This window comes from Streptomyces sp. NPDC001507, assembly GCF_042894765.1.
Taxonomy (GTDB): Bacteria; Actinomycetota; Actinomycetes; order Streptomycetales; family Streptomycetaceae; genus Streptomyces.
Map to the genome: position 1 here is coordinate 1 of NZ_JBIAVV010000003.1, position 17,804 is coordinate 17,804.

Consider the following 17,804-nt stretch of genomic DNA (forward strand, 5'->3'; position numbering starts at 1 on the left):
AGCCAGGTAACTGGTGGAGGTGACCGGTACTAATAGGCCGAGGGCTTGTCCTCAGTTGCTCGCGTCCACTGTGTTAGTTCTGAGGCAACGACCGTGTTTTTTTCCGGTCTAACTTCATAGTGTTTCGGTGGTCATAGCGTGAGGGAAACGCCCGGTTACATTCCGAACCCGGAAGCTAAGCCTCACAGCGCCGATGGTACTGCAGGGGGGACCCTGTGGGAGAGTAGGACACCGCCGAACAAATATTAGGAAAGAGCCCCACACCTCACGGTGTGGGGCTCTTTCGCGTTTAAGGGCTCTCGAGAGCTCGGCGAGAAATGGCAGGAGCCGCAGTCAGCTCCTGCCGTCGGAGAATCAGAGCCGGCCCGCTGCTTTCAACGCCAGATACGCATCCGCCAACGCTGGAGCGAGGTCATCGGGCGTCGCGTCCACGACTGTCACACCGTGTCGGCGGAGTTGCTCTGCGGTCCGGTGCCGTTCGCTCTGGGCCTGTGCGGCCGCCGCCGCCTCGTACACCGCGTCGGTGTTTCCACGAGCCGTCGCCATGCGGGCGATGTGCGGGTCGGCCACTGACGCGAGGAGAACCGTGTGCCGTTGGGTCAGTTGGGAGAGCACGGGAAGCAGACCCTGCTCGACCGGAGCGGTGTCCAGCGTCGTGAGGAGAACGATCAGGGAACGCCGTGGAGCCGTACGGAGTGCTGTGGCGGTGAGGCCGCGGGCATCCGTTTCGACGAGCTCGGGCTCCAGCGTGGCCATCGCGTTGACCAGGGAGGGGAGGACGTCGCCTGCGGCGCGGCCCTGGACCAGAGCGCGGACCCTGCGGTCGTAGGCGAGGAGATCCACCCGGTCGCCGGCGCGTGAGGCGAGGGCGGCGAGGAGAAGGGCCGCGTCCATGGAGGCGTCCAGGCGGGGCGCGTCGCCGACTCGGCCGGCGGAGGTGCGTCCGGTGTCGAGTACGAGAAGGATGTGCCGGTCGCGCTCAGGACGCCAGGTGCGCACCGCGACCGCCGACTGCCTGGCCGTCGCCCGCCAGTCGATGGAGCGGGTGTCGTCGCCGGGAACGTACTCGCGAAGGCTGTCGAATTCCGTGCCCTCGCCGCGGGTCAGCACGCTGGTGCGGCCGTCGAGTTCACGCAGCCGGGCGAGTTTCGACGGCAGATGCTTGCGGCTGGTGAAGGGGGGCAGCACCCGTACGGTCCAGGGCACCTGGTGGCCGCCCTGGCGGGAGAACAGGCCGAGGGGGCCGTAGGAGCGGATCGTGACGCGGTCCGCCTGGCGGTCGCCGCGGCGGGTGGGGCGCAGGCGGGTCGTGACGCGCCGACGTTCACCCGGGGGGACGGTCAACTGGTGGCGGGAGGCCTCGACCTCGGTGCCGGGCTGCCAACTGCTCGGCGGCCAGCCGTCCCTGAGCCGGGCCCGGAGAGATCGCCCGGACGGGTTGGTCACCGTCAGGGTGACGTCCGCCGTCTCACCCAGGCGGGCGGACGCGTCGCCGGAGCGGTTGAGCACGAGGCGTCGTACCGGAGCCGCGAGGGCGAAGTCGCAGGCGCAGGCCAGAACCAGTGGGCCGTCGACGGCGAGGATGCCCGTCCAGCTCGGTCCCCAGATGCCGACCGGGATCGATCCGATGGCCGCGATCAGGGCGGCGCGTCCGGTGAGGGGCATCAGCGGGGGACCGGGACGTGGGCGAGGATCGCGTTGATGACGGAGTCGGCGGTCACGCCTTCCATCTCGGCCTCGGGGCGGAGTTGGACGCGGTGGCGGAGGGTGGGCAGGGCGAGGGCCTTGACGTCGTCGGGGATGACGTAGTCGCGGCCGGTCAGCCAGGCCCAGGCGCGTGAGGTGGCCAGGAGGGCGGTGGCGCCGCGCGGGGAGACGCCGAGGGTGAGGGACGGCGATTCGCGGGTCGCGCGGCAGATGTCGACCACGTACGCGGTGATCTCCGGGGAGACGTTCGTCTTGGCGACCGCCGCGCGGGCGGCTTCGAGGTCGGCGGGGCCTGCCACGGGGCGTACGCCGGCGGCGCGCAGGTCGCGCGGGTTGAAGCCCTCGGCGTGGCGGGTGAGGACGTCGATCTCGTCCTGGCGGGACGGGAGAGGGATCGTCAGCTTGAGGAGGAAGCGGTCGAGCTGGGCTTCGGGAAGGGGATACGTGCCCTCGTACTCGACGGGGTTCTGGGTCGCGGCGACCAGGAACGGGTCGGGGAGGAGACGCGGGACGCCGTCGACGGTGACCTGACGTTCCTCCATGGCTTCGAGGAGGGACGACTGGGTCTTGGGCGGAGTGCGGTTGATTTCGTCCGCGAGGAGCAGGTTGGTGAAGACCGGGCCGGCCTGGAAGGAGAACTCGGCGGTGCGGGTGTCGTAGACGAGGGAGCCCGTGACGTCGCTCGGCATGAGGTCGGGGGTGAACTGGACGCGCTTGGTCTCCAGTTCGAGCGCGGACGCGAGGGCGCGGACGAGCAACGTTTTGGCGACTCCGGGGACTCCTTCAAGGAGAACGTGTCCGCGGCACAGGAGAGCGACGACGAGGCCGGTCACGGCGGGGTCCTGGCCGACCACGGCTTTGGCGATCTCCGCGCGCAGGGCCTCCAGGGAGGCCCGGGCGTCGGCCGGGTTCCCGGTGTTCCCGGCGTTGTCAGTGGTCGGGTCCATCATGGACGGCGTACCTCTCTTTCGAGGGCGTCGAGCTGGTCGGTGAGGTGGATGAGGGCCGCGTCGTCGCCGGGCGGCGGTCCGAAGAGGACTGATTGCAGGGCCTGTCCGTCGCCGTGCAGGTGCGCGGAGAGGGCGGGGAGCAGGGCCTCGGGCGCGTGCGCCTGGGAGACGGGGACGCCTACGAGGGGGGCGAGACGGGTGCGGGCGGTGGAGCGAAGAGCGGCGGCCGCGCGGTCGCGGGCGCTGGCCTTGCGGTAGAGGCGGGCGCGGCCTTCGACGGTTTCGGAGGCGCGGATCGCCACGGGGAGTTTCTCGGGTACGAGGGGGCCGAGCCGGCGTGCCCGCCAGAAGGCGGCGAGGGCGGCGGCGATGAAGAGCTGGAGCGTGCCCCAGAGCCAGCCGGAGGGCAGCAGGTCGAACAGGGATTTCTGGTCGCCGGCACCGGTGGCCGTGGCGTCGGAGAGCGAGGGGAGGTACCAGACCAGATGGGGGCGGGAGCCGAGGAGTTGGAGGGCGAGCGAGGCGTTGCCCTGCTTGTCGAGACGGTCGTTGAGCAGGATGTCGGGCGCGCCGAGGACGACGGTGTCTCCGTTTCCGGAGGCCGCGGGGATGCGGAGGAGCGTGGCCAGGCGCTGGCTGGGGTAGCAGGTGTTCGCGTCGAGGTGGGTGGTGGTGTAGCGGATGCCACCGGTGTCGGCGCTGCCCGCCCGCCGGGCCGCGGCCAGCGTGCAGTGGGGGTCGAGCGTGGACCGGACGCTGTTGGCGGGGTCGGCGGTGACGCCGGGGGCGAGCCGTTCGACCGACGTGCTGCCGGCCGCGACCAGTACGGTGCGGCCGCCCGACCGGGCCGTCGACCTCTGCAACAGGGACTGCTGGTGCGGGGTCAGCAGGTCGGGGACGGCGACGAGAAGGGTGGTGTCGGGGCCGGCCGCGGTGCGGGCCTCGGCCAGGGTGGTGACCACACGGGTGTCCACGCCCCGGTCGGCGAGGAGTTCGGCGACGGCGCGGCTGCCGTAGGGGTCGGCGGAGCGTGGGTCGAGGTCGCCGTGCCGGGTGTCGGAGCGGATCACGGCGATGGCCACGGCTCCGGCGAGGACGAGCACCAAGGCGAGGACGATGCCCCTGGTGCGGGTCCACACCTGGCGGGTGGTGGGCGCGGTGGAGGTGGCCGGGAAGGGTACGCCGGTGCTCATTGGGCGGCCCCCTGGCGGGTGTTGTGGGCCGCCCTGTGGGCGCTGCTGGAGCTGTTGCCGCTGCCGGTGAGGACCGGCTTGGTGCGTTCCAGGTCGTGGTCCAGCTCGGCGATGCGGTCGTACGACGCCTGGGTCGCCCGGCGGCCGCCGTACGTCACGTCGTCGAACTCCCGGGCGGCGGCGCGCAGCCGGTCGGTGTGGGCGGGCAGGGCGCGGCCCGCCTCGGCGGCGGCCTCGTCGGCGGTACGGCCGGGGCGGACGTCGAGCAGCGCGCGTTCCTCCAGGGCGCGGACGACGGCACGCATGCGTTCCTGGAGGGCCTGGTTCCAGTGGCCCTGGGCGGCGTGTGCCTCCGCGGCCGCGCGGTGTTCGGCGGCGCTGCGGGGGCGGTCGTCGAACAGGGTGGCGGCGGAGACGGGCTGCCGGCGGGGGGTGCCCAGGCGCCACCACAGGGCACCTGCGACGGCGACGACGGCCAGGACCACGACGACCAGGCCCAGTGCGCCTCCGGGCGTCGCGGACGCGGCGGCGGAGAGCAGGCGGTCGACCCAGTCCAGGACGGCGTTCAGGGCGCGCTGGATGAGCCCCGGGTCGTTCTCGTGGTACATCCGCTTGGACAGTTCACGCCGTGCCGCCTCCCGTGCGGGGTCGCGCGGGATGGTCACGGGTGGTTGGTCGTCCGAGCCGGTCAGCGCCGACAGCGCCGTGTGCCGGGCTTGCGACAGCCCTCGTACGGCCTCGCCTGCGGCGCGCGGCAGAGCTGCGGGCACCGCTGCGAGGACTCCCCCCGTCAGGCTCACCGCATCAGCTCCCCGGGACGGTGCCGGGGGTGCCGGCGCCGTAGTTCTCGACGCCTGCGGCGCGGGCCAGTTCGAGGTCGAGGGCCTCGCGGCGGATGCGCTGGTCGATGTACAGGAGCACGGTGACGCCCGCGTTGATCGGGAAGGTGAGCATGGCGCCGATCACCGAACCGATGCCGCTGATGACGAGGAACGTCCAGCCGTAGTTGTCGTTGGTGCTTTCCAGGAAGCCGGTCAGGCCGTTGCCGCCGGCGTAGGCCCCGATCAGGGTGAAGGGGACCACGGCGAGCGACGAGACGATGTTGGCGATGATCGAGGCGAGGAACTGGATGCCGAAGACGCGCCACCAGGAGCCGCGGACGAGTTTGGCGGAGCGGCCCAGGGATGTGGTGATGCCCTGCTTCTCCAGCATCAGGGCGGGCGAGGCCAGCGAGAAGCGGACCATCAGCCACACGGTGACGACGACACCGGCGAGGATGCCGAGGACGAGCAGGGCGGCGATGGCGCCACCCGGGCCGCCGGCGAGCGCGACGACGATACCGGGCAGTGCGCCGACGAGCAGGACACCGACCGCGATGAGCCCGGTGAGGAGGATGAGGCCGAACAGCCTGAAGACCTGTGGGCGGGCGTCGCGCCAGGCCTCGCCGATGGTGACGGACTTGCCGAGCACGGCGCGGCTGGTGACGGTCGTCAGCAGGGCTGTCGCGATGATGGTGCCGACCAGGGTGATCAGCAGGACCGCGCCCGAGCTGAGCACGACCTCGCCGGCGGCGCGGCTGATCTCCGTGAGGGAGGCGCTCGGGTCGTTGAGGGCGTCGGTGGTCTGGGTGTCGTTCAGGACGAGGCCCTGGAGGAGGATCACCGCGACCTCGGTGATGACGGCGACGGTCAGCGAGATGCCGAGGACCGTGCGCCAGTAGGTGCGCATGGTGGAGACGGCGCCGTCGAGGATCTCGCCCACGCCGAGCGGGCGCAGCGGGATCACGCCGGGCTTGGCCGCGGGCGGGGGACCGCCCCAGCCGCCGCCCCAGGCACCGTAGCCCCTGGGCGGGCCGTAGCCGCCGGGGCCGCCGTAGCCGCCGGGCCCTCCGTAGCCTCCGTGACCGCCGCCGGGGGGCTGGCCGCCCCAGCCGGGGCCCGGGGGTGGGGGCGGCGGTGCCTGGGCGCCGGTGGGCGTGGACCACTGGCCGGGCGGCGGTTGTTCCTTGGACCACTGCGAGCCGGAGCCCTGTGGATCCGGGCCCGGCTGATCGGCGGGCGGTTCGGCAGGCCCTGCGGGGACGGGGCGGTCGGCAGGGGCGGACGCGCCGGGTTCCCGCCCGTCGGACGGGGCGGATCCGGGCGAGGCCCAGCCCGGAGTGTCGTTCATCGAAGCTCCTTCACGGTGCCCGTCCGCGAGCGCGGCGGCAGGTTGGCTGCCATCGTGCCATGGGGTGGGCGCCCAGTGACCGGCCGCGGTAGAGGCTGCGCACCTTCAATGGTCCGCCGGATACGGGGCAGACTGAGCGCATGGCTGATCAGTACGCGCAAACCGGCGAGGACAAGCGGCCGACGGGAATACCAGTGATCCGGTGGGAGGAACCGCCCGAAGGTCCCGTGGTGGTCCTTCTCGACCAGACCAGACTGCCGGTGGAGGAGGTCGAGCTGGTGTGCACGGACGCGCCGGCGCTGGTCGAGGCGATCCGTTCCCTCGCGGTGCGCGGCGCGCCGGTGCTCGGGATAGCGGGGGCGTACGGCGTTGCACTCGCCGCCGCGCGGGGCTTCGACGTGGACGAGGCCGCGGCGGCGCTGTCGGGCGCCCGGCCGACGGCCGTGAACCTGTCCGTCGGGGTGCACAGGGCAGCGTCGGCCTACCGGTCCGCCCTGGCCGAGAGCGGGGACGGCGGAGCGGCGGCCGCGGCGGCGCTGGACGCGGCGCGGGCGCTGCACCGGGAAGATGCCGAGGCCAGCGCCCGGATGGCCGGGCACGGGCTGGCGCTGCTGGAGGAACTGCTGCCCGGCGGAGGGCACCGGATCCTCACCCACTGCAACACCGGTTCGCTGGTGTCCGGCGGGGAGGGCACGGCGTTCGCGGTGGCCCTCAGGGCGCACCGGGCGGGGCGGCTGCGGCGACTCTGGGTGGGCGAAACGCGTCCGTTGCTGCAAGGTGCTCGCCTGACGGCATACGAGGCGGCTCGCAGCGGCATGGCGTACACCTTGCTCACCGACAACGCGGCCGGTTCCCTGTTCGCGGCGGGGGAGGTGGATGCGGTGCTGGTCGGGGCGGACCGGATCGCGGCCGACGGATCGGTGGCGAACAAGGTGGGGAGCTATCCGCTCGCGGTGCTCGCGCGGTACCACCATGTGCCGTTCATCGTGGTGGCGCCGTTGACGACGGTGGATCCGGAGACACCGGACGGGGCCTCGATCGAGGTCGAACAGCGTCCCGGATACGAGGTGACCGAGCTCACAGCACCGCAGGTGCCGGTGACGGGAGCGGGAGGCGGGATTCCGGTGGCCCCTCTGGGGACCCAGGCGTACAACCCGGCGTTCGACGTGACGCCGCCCGAGTTGGTGACGGCGATCGTCACCGAGGAAGGCGCTGTTTCGCCGGTGACGGCTGAGGCTCTCGCGGAGCTGTGTGCCAGGTCACGCCAGGTGACGATCTAGCTGATCGGATGATGTCGGCTCGACCGACGGGAACGGCCCCTCCACCTGCGGCGATTCGCAGGCCAAGGGGCCGTGACATCCGACGGCTTCACCACCGTGCGGGCCTGCGCCATGCCGGCCTGGATCTGCCGGCCGCAGAGCTGGATGCTGCCGCGGGCCGAGACCTGGAGGGTTTATGGCGTCAGGGTCCAGGACGATCCGGGCTCCAAGGGCGAATCTCCATTGCCGTTCCTCGCATGCGGCTGGTGATATTCGCCTGTGAGCAGATTTGCCGAGGTCATCGTGTTGGCCAGTGACGCACAAGAGATCATGGAACCGCTGACCCGGCCGGACGACAGTCGTGAGTGGGCCGGCCACTTCACCGATATCGGGCATGGCATGTTCGGCGGCTGGGCGGTCGAGTTCACGCGACGGAGCGGGTGGATCGGCCTGCTGGAACACCTCGCGTCGTTGCCCTGGCCATCGCCACACTCCGTGCAGGTCCTGATCCACGACGAGGAAGACGACTGCTTCGGCCTGTGGATGATTCATGATGGCCGGCTTGTGGAGGTGCCGCTGCCACGCACCGAGCGCTACTTCTGGCGGGACCACTACACGGGCGAGGTCGATCCGGACTGTCCGGGAGTTCTGACGCGCACGGACAGGTCGGGCGGCGGGCCCGAAGGCGATTGACCCGGTCAGGGCCCACATCCATGGCTGACATCGACGTCGGCAGCCGGGGGCAGACAGTGACGGTCCCCAGCGGCTAGGGTCACTGGCCGGTGAGCCTGGTCACCTGCGCAACCTTCACTGTTATGAGAATGGGATGATGTCGTTTATGAAGGGACGAGTCCTTGTCGTCGACGACGACACCGCACTGGCCGAGATGCTCGGCATCGTGCTGCGTGGTGAAGGTTTTGAGCCGTCTTTCGTAGCCGACGGCGACAAGGCGCTGGCCGCTTTCCGTGAGACCAAGCCCGACCTGGTGCTCCTGGACCTGATGCTGCCCGGTCGGGACGGTATCGAGGTGTGCCGCCTGATCAGGGCGGAGTCCGGGGTGCCGATCGTGATGCTCACGGCGAAGAGCGACACCGTCGACGTGGTCGTGGGCCTGGAGTCGGGCGCGGACGACTACATCGTGAAGCCGTTCAAGCCGAAGGAGCTGGTCGCCCGGATCCGGGCCCGGCTGCGGAGGTCGGAGGAGCCGGCGCCGGAGCAGCTCGCCATAGGTGACCTGGTCATCGACGTGGCCGGGCACTCGGTGAAGCGGGACGGGCAGTCGATCGCGCTGACCCCGCTGGAGTTCGACCTGCTGGTCGCGCTCGCCCGCAAGCCGTGGCAGGTGTTCACGCGCGAGGTGCTCCTGGAACAGGTCTGGGGCTACCGGCACGCGGCGGACACCCGCCTCGTCAATGTTCACGTCCAGCGGCTGCGCTCCAAGGTCGAGAAGGACCCGGAGCGGCCGGAGATCGTGGTGACCGTCCGTGGGGTCGGATACAAGGCGGGACCGAGCTGACATGTCCGGGGACAGTGCCGCTTCGGCCCCCGGCCGGTCCGGGGACCGTCCGGAGCGGCCTGTCGGCGGGAAGCGGTTCGGTGCGCGCTGGCGGCTGCTCTTCGAGGGCGGACTGCTCCAGGGCGGGGTGCAGGGCAGTCCGGTGCTGCGCCTGTTCATGCGCTGGGTGCGGCGGCCGCTGCTGCCGCTCATGCGGCTGTGGCGGCGCAACATCCAGCTCAAGGTCGTCGTCACGACCCTGCTGATGTCGCTGGGCGTCGTCCTGCTGCTCGGCTTCGTCGTCATCGGGCAGGTGCGCAACGGCCTGCTGGACGCCAAGGTGAAGGCCTCGCAGAGCCAGGCCACCGGTGGTTTCGCGGTGGCCAAGCAGAAGGCCGACGAGGCCGCGACCGGCACCGGCGACACCGCGGTGACGCCGGACGGCCGGCAGTCGCAGAACGTCACCTCGTGGATGAGCGACCTCGTCGAGTCCCTCTCCAGCGGCGGCCAGGGCGCCTTCGACGTGGTCACGCTGCCTGCGGGTGACAACAACAGCGGCGGCGGGCGCACCCGCGCCTCCGGGCAGGTCGACCCGACGGCCAGCGTGCCCGACGACCTGCGCACGCGGATCAACGGCAACACGACGGCCGCGCAGAGCTACACCCGGATCATCTACACGGACGACAAGGAGTCGCAGCCCGCGCTGGTCATCGGCAAGCAGGTCAGCGACCCGAACAACGACCCGTACGAGCTGTACTACCTCTTCCCGCTCACCCAGGAGGAGAAGTCCCTCAGCCTGGTGAAGGGCACGCTGGCGACCGCCGGGCTGTTCGTCGTCGTGCTCCTCGGGGCCATCGCCTGGCTCGTCGTACGGCAGGTCGTCACGCCGGTGCGGATGGCGGCCGGGATCGCCGAGCGGCTGTCGGCCGGGCGGCTCCAGGAGCGGATGAAGGTCACCGGCGAGGACGACATCGCGCGGCTCGGCGAGGCCTTCAACAAGATGGCGCAGAACCTCCAGCTGAAGATCCAGCAGCTGGAGGACCTGTCGCGGATGCAGCGCCGGTTCGTGTCGGACGTCTCGCACGAGCTGCGGACGCCGTTGACGACCGTGCGGATGGCGGCCGACGTCATCCACGAGGCCCGCGAGGACTTCGACCCGGTGACCGCGCGGTCCGCGGAGCTCCTCGCCGACCAGCTGGACCGGTTCGAGTCGCTCCTCGCCGACCTGCTGGAGATCAGCCGCTTCGACGCGGGTGCGGCGGCGCTTGAGGCGGAGCCGATAGACCTCAGGGAGGTCGTACGGCGGGTGGTCAGCGGGGCCGCGCCGCTCGCGGAGCGCAAGGGAACGCGCATACGCGTGCTCGGCGATCTGCAGCCGGTGGTGGCCGAGGCGGACGCCCGGCGCGTGGAGCGGGTGCTGCGCAACCTGGTCGTCAACGCCGTCGAGCACGGCGAGGGCAAGGACGTCGTCGTCAAGCTGGCCTCGGCCGGCGGGGCGGTCGCCATCGCGGTGCGCGACTACGGTGTCGGGCTCAAGCCCGGCGAGGCGACCCGGGTCTTCAGCCGCTTCTGGCGGGCCGACCCGGCACGCGCGCGTACCACCGGCGGTACGGGCCTGGGGCTGTCGATCGCCCTGGAGGACGCGCGGCTGCACGGCGGCTGGCTGCAGGCGTGGGGGGAACCGGGCGGCGGCTCGCAGTTCCGGCTGACGCTCCCCAGGACGGCGGACGAACCGTTGCGGGGCTCGCCGATACCCCTGGAGCCCAAGGACTCCCGGCGCAACCGGGGGCTCGGCGAGGCCGGTCTGCCGAGCGGCGAGGACAAGCGGGCCACCGTGCCGGTGCAGCCCGGCGGTGGCCATGCGTCGTCGCTCGCCCCGATGACGCAGCGGACGGGCGCCGTGGCCCCCACCGCCGACCCGACCGCGCTGCCCGGCAACGGCGCGCGCGTGGTGCCCCGGCCGGCCCAGGGCGTCCGGCGTCAGGAGGGCCGGCCCGAGGCGGGTCAGGGTGACGGGGCGGACGAGTCGAACAAGCCAGGGGAGGCATTTCGTGGGCGCTGACCGCGAGGGGAGCGCCCGCCGCAGGCCGGTGCGCGCGGTGGCGTACGCCGCCTGTGGGGCCGTGGTTCTGGCGGGCTGTGCCTCCATGCCGGACAGCGGCGACCTGCGGGACGTCGAGTCGACGCCCCGGCAGGACACACAGGTGCGGGTCTTCGCCATGCCGCCGCAGCAGGACGCCTCGTCCACGGAGATCGTGCAGGGCTTTCTGGAGGCCCTGACCAGTGACGATCCGAACTACGACACGGCACGCAAGTACCTGACCAAGGCCGCCGCGAAGACCTGGCGGCCGGAGTCGCAGGCCATGGTGCTGGCGAACGGGCCGAGCCTTCAGACGGACCCGCGGCCGGCCGGGCGCGAGGGCACGAACAGCATCACCTACACGCTCCAGGGCAGCCGGGTGGCCACCGTCGACGCGCAGCAGGCGTACACGCCCGCGGACGGGTCGTACCGCAGGACCGTGCACCTGACGAGGGACGCCAAGAGCGGGCAGTGGCGCATCGACTCGCTGCCCCAGGGTGTCGTGATGGGCAGGTCCGACTTCCAGCGCAACTACACGTCGGTCGACAAGTACTACTTCGCCTCGGACACGTCGGCAGGGGAGACCGGGCAGCCGGTGGCCGTCGCGGATCCCGTCTTCGTGCGCAGCCGGGTGGATCCGACGACCCAGCTGGTGCGTTCACTGCTCAGCGGTCCCACCACCTGGCTCGGCCCGGTGGTCCGGTCGAGTTTCCCGACCGGTACGGCGCTGAAGAAGGGCGTGTCCGGGCTGACGCCGGACGACCAGAACCGGCTCACGGTGCCGCTCAACGTCAAGGCGTCCCGGATCGGCTCCGTCAAGTGCGGCGAGATGGCGACCCAGTTGCTGTTCACGCTGCGCAACCTGACGCCCACCGTGGACTCGGTCGCGCTGCAGTCCGTCAACGGCGCCCACATGTGCGACGTCTCCGAGGAGCAGGCCGAGGCGACCGCCTGGCGTGCCTCCACCAAGCGCCCCGACTACCTGTACTTCCTCGACGGCAAGCACCGGCTGGTGCGGATGGCGGCCGGAGGCACCGGCACCGGCGCGGTCGCGGTGCCGGGCCCCTTCGGCGCGGGCACCAAGCTGCTGCGGTCGGTGGCGGTCGCCCGTGACGAGCGGACGGCGGCCGGGGTCACCGGCGACGGCAAGTCCCTGTACGTCAGCTCGCTGGCGTCGGACGGTTCGCTGGGCGACGCCGTGCTGACCAGTCACGGTGCGACCGAGGACGACCGGCTGACGGCGCCGAGCTGGGACGCCCGCGGCGACCTGTGGGTGGCCGACCGCGATCCCGCCAAGCCGCAGCTGTACATGCTGGCGCAGGGCGTGGGCCAGCCTGTGGCTGTGCAGATGCCCGAACTGGACGGTCGTATCAAGGACGTGCGGGTCGCCGCGGACGGGGTGCGGATCGCGCTCGTCGTCGAGAAGGAGGGCAAGCAGTCGTTGCTCGTCGGCCGGGTCGAGCGCACCAAGTCCGACGACCGGCAGGAGGTCTCGGTCCTCGAACTGCGCTCCGCGACCCCCGGATCCGAGGAGGTCACCGCGATGTCCTGGGCCGGGGACAGCAGGCTCGTGGTGGTCGGGCGCGAGCAGGGCGGCGTGCAGCAGACGCGGTACGTCCAGGTCGACGGCTCGACGCCGGACGGGCCCGCGCCCGCGGCGCTCACGGGTGTCCTGGAGATCGCCGCGTCCGAGAACGACCGGGTGCCGCTGGTGGCCCGCTCGAAGGACGACGGGATCGTCCGGCTGCCGTCCGGGGACCAGTGGCAGAAGGTGGTCAAGGACGGTTCGGCGCTGGTCTATCCCGGCTGAGCCCCGCGGCATCGGTCAGCGGCCGTCCCGGTCCGGCGTCGAGCCGGCGGGGCGGCCGCTTCCGTTGGCGCGGACGAGAGCCGTTGGCTGCCCCGGGCAACCGTTCTCCGGCACGGCAACGCCCCCTCTCACCCGTGTGGGTGACGGGCTGTGCGTGTCTCGCAGAGTTGTCCACAGGCAGTGGTCCACAGGGGTGGCCGGTCGGACCGGTCGTTGGCACAGTGGGCACATGCGGGGGTGGTGGCAGGACCTCACCGACCTGGTGCTACCGGCCGAGTGCGGAGGCTGTGGGACGCCTCGCACGGTGCTCTGCGACGGGTGCCGTGCCGCCCTGAGCGGGGCCGTACCGCGCCGGGTGCGACCGGTGCCGGAGCCGTCCGGGCTGCCGGCGGTGTACGCGGCGGCACCTTACGCGGACGAGGTACGGGCGGCTCTCCTCGCCCACAAGGAGCGCGGTGCGCTGGCCCTCGCCGGAGCGCTGGGCGCGGCGCTGGCGGGAGCCGTGCGGGCCGGGCTGCGGGACGGGTACCAGGACGGCCCGGCCGGGCTTCGGGACGGCCGGGCGGTACGCATCGTCGCCTCGTGGCACGGTGCGGCGGGTGACGCCGGCGCGTCCGGGCCCGTGCTGCTCGTCCCCGTGCCGTCCGCGCCGTGGGCCGTGCGGGCTCGGGGCCATGATCCGGTGCGGCGGATCACCCTCGCGGCGGCCGCGGAGCTGCGGCGGGCCGGGATCCCGGCCCGGGTGGTCCCGGTGCTGCGGCAGCGGAGGGCCGTCGCCGACCAGTCGGGGCTCAACGCCCGGCAGCGGTACGCGAATCTCGCGGGCGCGCTGGAGGTGACCGCGGGCGGTGCCCGGCTGCTGGCCGGGGGCCGGGTCGTCCTCGTCGACGACCTCGTCACCACGGGCGCCACCCTCGCGGAGGCGGCGCGTGCGGTGCGGGAGACGGCGAGGGCCGAAGGGGCAGGAGAGGCGACAACGGCTGTGTATCGGCGCGCGGCCTGGGAAGGAAGGGAGGAACGGAAGACCGGACCGGAGGAAGAGCGGGCGAAGTGGGCACGGAGCACATCGGGAATGGCCGAGGTGAACGGCCTCGCAGGGCCGGTCCGTGCCGCTGTGGTCGCGGCCGCACCGGATTCTTTCGAAATGAACCGGAACTGACCGTGAACGTACATCGTTGCAGGTAGTGACGGGGTCAATTCACCTGAATGGAGGTACGCATCAGTAGAGGGTGACGCCATCCGTCCGGGCGAGATATGTTCGGTTGTGAGGGAGAAAGCCGCAGGCCATGTCTCCCCTATCCGAATGCCGTGCCGCGGGTTTTCCGCAATCATCGCGGTGCCGGGGTGCAGATCTTGCCCATGGGGGAGGAGGAGGTGAAGTCGCCTAGTCCGAGGCTCCGGGGTTCACCGGAGCTGGGTGCAAAAAGGGAGATGCTCCGCAGTGCAGCGGAGTGATCCGGGAACGGAGTTCTGCGTGGACATCGTCGTCAAGGGCCGCAAGACCGAGGTGCCCGAGCGGTTCCGCAAGCACGTGGCCGAGAAGCTGAAGCTGGAGAAGATCCAGAAGCTCGACGGCAAGGTGATCAGCCTCGACGTCGAGGTGTCCAAGGAGCCCAACCCCCGACAGGCCGACCGTTGCGACCGGGTGGAGATCACGCTCCGCTCCCGCGGGCCGGTGATCCGGGCGGAGGCAGCGGCCAGTGACCCGTACGCGGCACTCGACCTGGCGGCGGAGAAGCTGGACGCGCGGCTGCGCAAGCAGCACGACAAGCGCTTCTCCCGCCGCGGCGCGCGGCGGATCTCGGCGGCCGAGGTCCCCGACCACGTCCCGGGCGCGGCGACGCTCAACGGGAACGGCAGCCCCGTCCATCCCGAGGACGCGGACGGAGTGCCCACCAAGAAGATGGGCTCCCTCGAGGTGCAGGGCGAAGGCCCCCTCGTCGTCCGCGAGAAGACGCATGTCGCCGCCCCGATGACCCTCGACCAGGCTCTCTACGAGATGGAACTGGTCGGACACGACTTCTACCTGTTCATCGACTCCGAGACCAAGGAGCCGAGTGTCGTCTACCGGCGGCACGCATACGACTACGGTGTCATCCACCTCAACACGGACCCGATGGTCGCCCAGGCGCAACCGCCCGCGGCGGGAGGCACGCTGGGCGGCTGACCGGACCGGCCGGCAGGTGAGCCTGTGCCCCTGGAAGCGCGTGTGCGCCCCCAGGGGCACCGGTGTGCGACCACTTCGCGCCCCGCTCGGTCACCCCGTTGTCGCCCGGACATGGAATCATGGCCAGGGCGACCCAACCGGTGGGCCGCTGCCTTGGGTTGGCGGATGGCACAGCACCACAGGCCACAGCCTTCAGGGGGAGGAACGATGGCGGACAGCTTCGGACCGATGCGGGACGGTGATGCCGACGGCGGCGTCGTCGGCATGGGCCCGGACGCGGGCGGTACTCCACGCAAGGAACCGATCAGAGTCCTTGTCGTCGACGACCATGCCCTCTTCCGCCGTGGACTGGAGATCGTGCTCGCCGCCGAGGAGGACATCCAGGTCGTCGGAGAGGCGGGTGACGGCGCGGAGGCCGTCGACAAGGCCGCCGACCTGCTGCCCGACATCGTGCTGATGGACGTCCGGATGCCCAAGCGCGGCGGCATCGAGGCCTGCACCTCCATCAAGGAGGTGGCGCCCAGCGCGAAGATCATCATGCTGACGATCAGCGACGAGGAGGCCGACCTCTACGACGCGATCAAAGCGGGCGCGACCGGATACCTCCTCAAGGAGATCTCCACCGACGAGGTGGCCACCGCCATTCGCGCGGTGGCCGACGGGCAGTCGCAGATCAGCCCTTCCATGGCCTCGAAACTTCTCACCGAGTTCAAGTCGATGATCCAGCGCACCGACGAGCGTCGGCTGGTGCCGGCACCGCGGCTGACCGACCGTGAACTCGAAGTGCTCAAGCTGGTCGCCACCGGGATGAACAACCGCGATATCGCGAAGGAGTTGTTCATCTCCGAGAACACCGTGAAGAACCACGTGCGCAACATCCTGGAGAAGCTGCAGCTGCACTCCAGGATGGAGGCGGTGGTCTACGCGATGCGGGAGAAGATCCTCGAAATCCGCTGAGGTCGCCGGAGCCGGCCTCGCCGCGGGCGACGGTCAGCGCAGCGCGGCGATCAGAGCACGGGCCACTTCCTTGAGAAGCGGCTCGCGCAGCTCGGGGGCGTCCACGCGCTCCACGCGCACCATCGTGCAGTCCACCCAGCTCGCCGCCTCGACCAGCGCCTCCGCCACCGCAGGGACAGCCTTCGGGCCGTCCAGCGTGACCTGGCGGGCGACCAGGACGCCGCCCGCCTCGCGCGCCGGGTCCACCCGGCCCACCAGCCGGCCGCCGGCCAGGACCGGCATCGCGTAGTAGCCGTACACCCGCTTCGGCTTCGGGACGTAGGCCTCCAGTCGGTGGGTGAAGCCGAAGATCCGCTCCGTGCGCGCCCGGTCCCAGATCAAGGAGTCGAACGGGGAGAGCAGCGTCGTACGGTGCCGGCCGCGCGGGGGTGCGGCCAGGGCCGCCGGGTCGGCCCAGGCGGGCTTGCCCCAGCCCTCCACCTCCACCGGGACCAGACCCGAGTCGGCGATCACCGCGTCGACCTGCTCACCCTTGAGCCGGTGGTAGTCGGCGATGTCCGCGCGCGTGCCGACGCCCAGCGACTGCCCGGCCAGCCGGACCAGGCGGCGCAGGCACTCGGCGTCGTCCAGCTCGTCGTGGAGCAGCGCGGCCGGGACCGCGCGCTCGGCCAGGTCGTACACCCGCTTCCAGCCGCGCCGCTCGACGCACACCACCTCGCCGTACATCAGGGCGCGCTCCACGGCGACCTTGGTGCCGGACCAGTCCCACCACTCGCTGGTCTTCTTCGCGCCGCCCAGCTCCGTCGCGGTCAGCGGGCCTTCGGCGCGCAGCTGCTTGATCACCTGGTCGTAGACGCCGTCGGGGAGGTCGTGGCTCCAGTGCGGGCGGTCGCGGTAGGCACGGCGGCGGAAGGCGAAGTGCGGCCACTCCTCGATGGGGAGGATGCAGGCCGCGTGCGACCAGTACTCGAAGGCGTGTGTGTCCGTCCAGTAGGCGGCGTCGACCGTCCGGCGGCCGACCCGGCCGAGGCGGGCGTACGGGATCAGCTCGTGGGAGCGGGCGAGGACCGAGATGGTGTCGAGCTGGACCGCGCCGAGGTGGCGGAGCACGCCCCGGACGCCGGAACGGCGGTCGGGGGCGCCGAGGAAGCCCTGTGCCTTCAGCGCGATACGGCGGGCTTCGTCCGCCGAGAGAGCGGCGGCGGGGCGCGGGAGGGTCGTCATGGGTCGGACGATAGAGGGTGGCACTGACAGTCCGGCACGAGCTGGGGCTTCAGCCCTGCGCGGGGGCCGGCAGGTAGGGCGCCGCGGAGGGCAGGCCCAGGTCCGAGGGGAGCAGGGAGCCGACCCAGCAGTCGCGTCGTACGCCCTTGTTGTTGAGGGAGGAGCGGAGGATGCCCTCGACGGTGAAGCCGGCGCGTTCCGCGACCGCGCGGGAGGCGTGGTTGCCGACCTCGGCACGCCATTCGACGCGGTCGATCGCCATCCGCGTGAACGCCCAGCGGGTGGCCGCGAGGGTGGCCTCGGCGGTGTAGCCGTGGCCGCGGTGTTCCTTGGCGGTCCAGAAACCCACCTCGGCCGTGCCGAGGGAGCGCATGGTCAGGGCGAGCATCCCGGCCAGCCCGCCCGTCGGCAGGAAGACGCCGAAGGTGAACATCGAGCCCTCGGACCAGCCGTCGGGGACCATCTGCTCCGTGAAGCTGCGGGCGTGCTCGGCGAGGTAGGGCGAGGGAATCGTCGTCCAGCGCTGGATGTCGGGATCCTGGACGGCCGCGTACACCGCGTCGGTGTCCTGCGGGCCGACCGCGCGCAGCAGCAGACGAGGGGTGGTGAGCGTGACGGGTTCCATCGGCTGATTCTGCTCGCCCCGCCGTCCGGTACGCCATCGATTTCGCTCTCCGTGATCGAGCGATCGCGCTTCGCGCAATTCCCGGCTCCGGCGCGGCACTATCCGTGTACCCCGGCCGTTGTCCCGGGTGAAGCGTGAAACGGGCTCGCAGGGCCCGCAGGAAAGCGG

At 71.6% G+C, this 17,804-nt stretch carries 16 protein-coding genes and 1 rRNA gene; 10 read left to right on the forward strand and 7 right to left on the reverse strand.

All coding sequences use genetic code 11. The annotated features are described in order from the left end of the window. Positions 1–123 precede the first annotated feature (123 nt). Positions 124–240, forward strand: a 5S ribosomal RNA gene (gene rrf / locus ACFY0K_RS10380). 114 nt (positions 241–354) lie between these two features. Here rrf and ACFY0K_RS10385 read toward each other — a convergent pair. Genes ACFY0K_RS10385 through ACFY0K_RS10405 form a run of 5 tightly spaced genes read right to left on the reverse strand, consistent with a single transcriptional unit; the run spans position 355 to position 6,019 of the window. Then, positions 355–1,665 (reverse strand): DUF58 domain-containing protein, encoded by a 1,311-nt coding sequence (locus ACFY0K_RS10385; protein ID WP_390639481.1) that lies wholly within the window; start codon positions 1,663–1,665, stop codon positions 355–357. Further along, the gene (locus ACFY0K_RS10390) at positions 1,665–2,654 is read right to left on the reverse strand and encodes a MoxR family ATPase (RefSeq protein ID WP_351958310.1); all 990 of its coding nucleotides are present in this window, start codon (positions 2,652–2,654) and stop codon (positions 1,665–1,667) included. The genes ACFY0K_RS10385 and ACFY0K_RS10390 overlap by 1 nt, the downstream gene beginning before the upstream one ends. Beyond that, positions 2,654–3,850, reverse strand: coding sequence for a DUF4350 domain-containing protein (locus ACFY0K_RS10395; RefSeq protein WP_390639482.1), 1,197 nt, complete (start codon positions 3,848–3,850; stop codon positions 2,654–2,656). The genes ACFY0K_RS10390 and ACFY0K_RS10395 overlap by 1 nt, the downstream gene beginning before the upstream one ends. Then, positions 3,847–4,650: a DUF4129 domain-containing protein gene (locus ACFY0K_RS10400; protein WP_390639484.1), complete on the reverse strand. Its 804-nt coding sequence runs from the start codon at positions 4,648–4,650 to the stop codon at positions 3,847–3,849. Before ACFY0K_RS10400 ends, ACFY0K_RS10395 begins: the two co-directional genes overlap by 4 nt. A 4-nt stretch (positions 4,651–4,654) precedes the next feature. Beyond that, a complete protein-coding gene (locus ACFY0K_RS10405) occupies positions 4,655–6,019 on the reverse strand; it encodes a hypothetical protein (protein ID WP_390639485.1) in 1,365 nt (454 codons plus the stop codon). A 140-nt stretch (positions 6,020–6,159) separates the two neighbouring features. On the opposite strand from ACFY0K_RS10405, the gene mtnA reads away from it, so the two are divergent. The 9 genes from mtnA (at position 6,160) to ACFY0K_RS10450 (ending at position 15,787) form a co-directional block, all read left to right on the forward strand. Beyond that, a complete protein-coding gene (gene mtnA / locus ACFY0K_RS10410; protein ID WP_390639486.1) occupies positions 6,160–7,299 on the forward strand; it encodes an S-methyl-5-thioribose-1-phosphate isomerase in 1,140 nt (379 codons plus the stop codon). A gap of 72 nt (positions 7,300–7,371) precedes the next feature. Next, entirely contained in the window at positions 7,372–7,548 is a 177-nt protein-coding gene (locus ACFY0K_RS10415; protein WP_390639487.1) for a hypothetical protein, read from the forward strand. 9 nt (positions 7,549–7,557) lie between these two features. Next, positions 7,558–7,971, forward strand: coding sequence for a hypothetical protein (locus ACFY0K_RS10420; RefSeq protein ID WP_390639488.1), 414 nt, complete (start codon positions 7,558–7,560; stop codon positions 7,969–7,971). A 133-nt stretch (positions 7,972–8,104) separates the two neighbouring features. Beyond that, positions 8,105–8,794, forward strand: coding sequence for a two-component system response regulator MtrA (gene mtrA, locus ACFY0K_RS10425; RefSeq protein WP_015659998.1), 690 nt, complete (start codon positions 8,105–8,107; stop codon positions 8,792–8,794). A 1-nt stretch (position 8,795) separates the two neighbouring features. Next, positions 8,796–10,835, forward strand: a complete 2,040-nt coding sequence (gene mtrB, locus ACFY0K_RS10430; RefSeq protein WP_390639489.1) for an MtrAB system histidine kinase MtrB — start codon at positions 8,796–8,798, stop codon at positions 10,833–10,835. Next, a complete protein-coding gene (locus ACFY0K_RS10435) occupies positions 10,825–12,663 on the forward strand; it encodes an LpqB family beta-propeller domain-containing protein (protein WP_390639490.1) in 1,839 nt (612 codons plus the stop codon). Before mtrB ends, ACFY0K_RS10435 begins: the two co-directional genes overlap by 11 nt. A 229-nt stretch (positions 12,664–12,892) precedes the next feature. Beyond that, positions 12,893–13,822 (forward strand): ComF family protein, encoded by a 930-nt coding sequence (locus tag ACFY0K_RS10440; RefSeq protein WP_390639491.1) that lies wholly within the window; start codon positions 12,893–12,895, stop codon positions 13,820–13,822. A 315-nt stretch (positions 13,823–14,137) separates the two neighbouring features. Next, a complete protein-coding gene (hpf, locus tag ACFY0K_RS10445; protein WP_390639492.1) occupies positions 14,138–14,830 on the forward strand; it encodes a ribosome hibernation-promoting factor, HPF/YfiA family in 693 nt (230 codons plus the stop codon). A gap of 207 nt (positions 14,831–15,037) precedes the next feature. After that, the gene (locus tag ACFY0K_RS10450; protein ID WP_351958284.1) at positions 15,038–15,787 is read left to right on the forward strand and encodes a response regulator transcription factor; all 750 of its coding nucleotides are present in this window, start codon (positions 15,038–15,040) and stop codon (positions 15,785–15,787) included. A 33-nt stretch (positions 15,788–15,820) separates the two neighbouring features. On the opposite strand, the gene ACFY0K_RS10455 is transcribed toward ACFY0K_RS10450, so the two are convergent. Both ACFY0K_RS10455 and ACFY0K_RS10460 read right to left on the reverse strand, forming a co-directional pair. Then, positions 15,821–17,011 (reverse strand): winged helix-turn-helix domain-containing protein, encoded by a 1,191-nt coding sequence (locus tag ACFY0K_RS10455; RefSeq protein ID WP_390639494.1) that lies wholly within the window; start codon positions 17,009–17,011, stop codon positions 15,821–15,823. Between the two features lie 49 nt (positions 17,012–17,060). Next, complete coding sequence (locus ACFY0K_RS10460) at positions 17,061–17,636, reverse strand: GNAT family N-acetyltransferase (RefSeq protein WP_390639495.1); 576 nt, start codon at positions 17,634–17,636, stop codon at positions 17,061–17,063. Positions 17,637–17,804 lie beyond the last annotated feature (168 nt).

What these genes read in the sequence shown, in the direction of transcription:
- ACFY0K_RS10385 (WP_390639481.1), bottom strand. Translation starts at nt 1,665, where the DNA reads ATGCCCCTCACCGGACGCGCCGCCCTGATCGCGGCCATCGGATCGATC.
- ACFY0K_RS10390 (WP_351958310.1), bottom strand. Translation starts at nt 2,654, where the DNA reads ATGGACCCGACCACTGACAACGCCGGGAACACCGGGAACCCGGCCGAC.
- ACFY0K_RS10395 (WP_390639482.1), bottom strand. Translation starts at nt 3,850, where the DNA reads ATGAGCACCGGCGTACCCTTCCCGGCCACCTCCACCGCGCCCACCACC.
- ACFY0K_RS10405 (WP_390639485.1), bottom strand. Translation starts at nt 6,019, where the DNA reads ATGAACGACACTCCGGGCTGGGCCTCGCCCGGATCCGCCCCGTCCGAC.
- mtnA (WP_390639486.1), top strand. Translation starts at nt 6,160, where the DNA reads ATGGCTGATCAGTACGCGCAAACCGGCGAGGACAAGCGGCCGACGGGA.
- mtrA (WP_015659998.1), top strand. Translation starts at nt 8,105, where the DNA reads ATGATGTCGTTTATGAAGGGACGAGTCCTTGTCGTCGACGACGACACC.
- mtrB (WP_390639489.1), top strand. Translation starts at nt 8,796, where the DNA reads ATGTCCGGGGACAGTGCCGCTTCGGCCCCCGGCCGGTCCGGGGACCGT.
- ACFY0K_RS10440 (WP_390639491.1), top strand. Translation starts at nt 12,893, where the DNA reads ATGCGGGGGTGGTGGCAGGACCTCACCGACCTGGTGCTACCGGCCGAG.
- ACFY0K_RS10450 (WP_351958284.1), top strand. Translation starts at nt 15,038, where the DNA reads ATGGCGGACAGCTTCGGACCGATGCGGGACGGTGATGCCGACGGCGGC.
- ACFY0K_RS10455 (WP_390639494.1), bottom strand. Translation starts at nt 17,011, where the DNA reads ATGACGACCCTCCCGCGCCCCGCCGCCGCTCTCTCGGCGGACGAAGCC.
- ACFY0K_RS10460 (WP_390639495.1), bottom strand. Translation starts at nt 17,636, where the DNA reads ATGGAACCCGTCACGCTCACCACCCCTCGTCTGCTGCTGCGCGCGGTC.